The following is a 3,187-nucleotide window of genomic DNA, read 5'->3' as shown; positions in this document are numbered from 1 at the left end:
AGGTGATCTGCGTGCCGGCCGGCGACCACCGCTGGGACCACATCGCCGACATCTCCGATGTGCCGGAGCACGAACTGGAGGCGATCAAGCACTTCTTCGTGCACTACAAGGATCTGGAGCCGGGGAAGTTCGTGCACGCGGCCGACTGGGTGCGCCGCGCCGAGGCCGAGGCCGAGATCCAGCGGTCGATCGAGCGGTTCCAGGCCACCGGCCACTGAGCCCGCGGGTCAGGTCGAGTCGGCCGGGCTCTCGACGTCGCGGGTGCGGTACAGGCTGGCCGCGGTGGCGACGACCAGGACCACCACGACGAATGCCAGGCTGACCCCGGTGGATATCTCCGGCACCGCGAACCGCTTGCCGTCGTTGAGGAACGGCAGGTCGTTCTCGTGTAGCGCGTGCAGCACCAGCTTCAGCCCGATGAAGGCCAGGATCACCGCCAGTCCGTGCGACAGATAAGCCAGCCGGTTGAGCAGCCTGCCGAGGATGAAGTACAGCTGCCGCAGGCCCATCAGCGCGAACACGGTCGCGGTGAACACCAGGTACGGCTCGCGGGTCAGCCCGTAGATGGCCGGGATGGAGTCCAGCGCGAAGACCAGGTCGGTGGTGCCCAGCGCCAGCACCACCAGGAACATCGGGGTCATCGCCCGCTTCGAGCCTTGTTTGACGAAGAGCCGCAGCCCGTCCCACCTGTCGCTGGTGTTGAGGTAGCTGCGGGCGAACCGGACCAGCGCGTTGTCGCGGCCGCTCTGCTCCGAGCCGCCGCGGGCCAGTTTGACCGCGACGTAGATCAGGAAGGCGCCGAACACGTAGAAGGACCAGGAGAGCTGGTTGATGGCGACCGCGCCGAGGGCGATGAACACCCCGCGCAGCGCCAGGGCCAGCACGATGCCGACGAACAGCGCCTCCTGCTGGTAGCGGCGGGGCACCCCGAAGCTGGACATGATCACCACGAAGACGAACAGGTTGTCCACCGAGAGGCTGTACTCGGTGAGCCAGCCGGCGAAGAACTGCATCCCGAACTGGACACCGTGGCGCAGCCAGATCCAGATCCCGAACAGCACCGCCAGCCCGACGTAGGCCGAGAGCGCGACGACACACTCGCGGATCGTCGGCTCGTGTGGCCGCCGGGCGATGATCACCACGTCGAACAGCAGCGCGACGACCAGCACGCCGAGCGTGACGGCCCATTCCAGCAGCGACAGGTTCACCAGGGGGCCTCCGGTCGTAGCGCAACGGCCGAGGTCTCTTCCACCGGGTACCCGGCCGGGTGGCCGGACGTTCGGCCCGCGGTACCGGTCGGCCGATGATGGCCGACGTGATGACGACACCGTGGTCTGGGAATACTCCCCTCAAGCCACCAGTGTGTCAGAGCACCCCACCGGGCGGCGCAAATCGGTCGGGGCGGCGAGCCGCTGAGTATTTTCGGACTGTGCCGACGCCGCGATTCCGGGTATCCGCCGGCCCCGAACTGAGCGGGGCTGCGTCGTGGTGAGCCACGACCGGGCCGGCCCGGTGACCCGCGCCAGCATGGCGCGGGTGGGAGCGGCGACCGTGCTCAGCGGGCTCTGCGGCTACGCGGTGCTGTACCTGGCCGCGCGGGATCTCGAGCCCGCCGGGTTCGCGGTCTTCGGCGTCTTCTGGGGGGCGTTCGGGCTGGTGACCGGGGCGGCCAACGGGCTGCTGCAGGAGACCACCCGGGAGGTCCGCACCGCCCGGCTGGCCGGATCAGCCGCCCCGGCGCGCCACACCCGCCCGCTCCGGGTGGCCGGGGCCGCCGGTGTCGGCGCGGCCGTGCTGATCGCCGCCAGCTCGCCGCTGTGGAGCGGCCCGGTCTTCGGGCAGGCCCGCTGGCTCTCGGTGGGGCTGCTCAGCGTCGGGCTGGCCGGCTTCGCGCTGCACGCCACCTTGTCGGGCATGCTGGCCGGGGCGAACCGGTGGACCCAGTACGGGGCGCTGATGGTCGTCGACGCCGGTATCCGGGTGGCGGTGGCCGCCGCGACGTTCGTGCTCGGCTGGGGATTGCCCGGGTTCCTGTGGGCCACCGTCGCCGGCGCGCTGGCCTGGCTGCTGATGCTGATCGGATCGCCGGCCACCCGGGCGGCGGCCCGGCTGGTGACCGCGGTGAGCGCCTCGACGTTCCTGCGCGGTGCGCTGCACTCGATCACCGCCGCCGGCGCCAGCGCGGTCCTGGTGATGGGCTTCCCGGTGCTGCTGCAGGCCACCTACGGCGAGCTGGGTGCCGAAGGCGGGGTGGTGATCCTGGCGGTCACGCTGACCCGGGCGCCGCTGCTGGTCCCGCTCACCGCGATGCAGGGGAACCTGATCGCCCACTTCGTCGACGAGCGCCACCGGTGGGTTCGCGCGCTGGCCACGCCGGCGGCGATCGTCGTCACGCTGGGGTCGGCCGGCACGGCGGCCGCCGCGCTGGTCGGCCCGTGGCTGCTGCGGGTGGTGTTCGGCCCCGATTACCGCGCCGAAGCTGCGCTGCTGGCCGGGTTGACCGCCGGGGCCACCGCGATCGCCCTATTGACGCTGACCGGCTCGGCGGCGGTGGCGGCGGCCCTGCATCGCGCTTACGCGCTGGGCTGGGTCGGCGCCACGGTGGCCGCCACGCTGTTGCTGCTGGTCCCGGTCGATCTCGGCACCCGCGCCGTCGTCGCGCTGCTCTGCGGACCCCTGGTCGGCATCGCGGTGCACCTGGCTGCGCTACGCGCCGGGTCCGCCGCTGCGGCGCCGCCGATTGCGGCGTCATGACGTGTATTTTCGAGGCATCGACACCAGCTCCGCGACCAGGCACCCCGACGTCTGGATCATCGTCCCGGCCTTCAACGAGGCGACCGTGATCGGTGCGGTGATCACCGAGTTGCGCTCGGTCTTCGCCAACGTGGTCTGTGTCGACGACGGCAGCACCGACGGCACGGCGGCCGCCGCCCGGCGGGCCGGCGCCTACCTGGTCCGGCATCCGGTCAACCTCGGTCAGGGAGCGGCGATCCAGACCGGGGTGGAGTTGGCCCGGCGCCGGCCCGGCGCGCAGCGGTTCGCCACCTTCGACGCCGACGGGCAGCACCGGGTGCAAGACGTGGCGCGGATGCTGGCCCGGCTGGCCCGCGGCGATCTGGACATCGTGATCGGCACCCGGTTCGGCGAGCCGGAGCCGGCCGCCGCGGTGCCGCTGCTCAAACGACTG

At 71.7% G+C, this 3,187-nt stretch carries 4 protein-coding genes; 3 read left to right on the top strand and 1 reads right to left on the bottom strand.

Annotated features, from left to right (window positions below; translation table 11 throughout):
- Window positions 1-218: inorganic diphosphatase (locus AC2VNT_RS02865; protein WP_486945419.1), on the top strand; the 218-nt coding region annotated here is incomplete at its 5' end.
- A 9-nt stretch (window positions 219-227) separates the two neighbouring features.
- Here the strand turns inward: AC2VNT_RS02865 and AC2VNT_RS02860 are convergent.
- The gene (locus AC2VNT_RS02860; RefSeq protein WP_486945418.1) at window positions 228-1,208 is read right to left on the bottom strand and encodes a TerC/Alx family metal homeostasis membrane protein; all 981 of its coding nucleotides are present in this window, start codon (window positions 1,206-1,208) and stop codon (window positions 228-230) included.
- A 319-nt stretch (window positions 1,209-1,527) separates the two neighbouring features.
- Between AC2VNT_RS02860 and AC2VNT_RS02855 the strand changes: the two genes are divergently transcribed.
- Both AC2VNT_RS02855 and AC2VNT_RS02850 read left to right on the top strand, forming a co-directional pair.
- A complete protein-coding gene (locus tag AC2VNT_RS02855; RefSeq protein ID WP_486945420.1) occupies window positions 1,528-2,754 on the top strand; it encodes a polysaccharide biosynthesis protein in 1,227 nt (408 codons plus the stop codon).
- Between the two features lies 1 nt (window position 2,755).
- Window positions 2,756-3,187 (top strand): glycosyltransferase family 2 protein (locus AC2VNT_RS02850; RefSeq protein ID WP_486945417.1); only part of this gene is annotated, 432 nt, incomplete at its 3' end.

This window comes from Mycobacterium sp. TH-M15 (genome assembly GCF_057473705.1).
The sequence above is the reverse complement of the archived record's forward strand: the minus strand, read 5'-3'. Positions and strand labels throughout refer to the sequence as shown.

Excerpts from the sequence above, each read along its gene's own strand:
- AC2VNT_RS02855 (WP_486945420.1), top strand. The coding sequence starts at position 1,528 with ATGGCGCGGGTGGGAGCGGCGACCGTGCTCAGCGGGCTCTGCGGCTAC.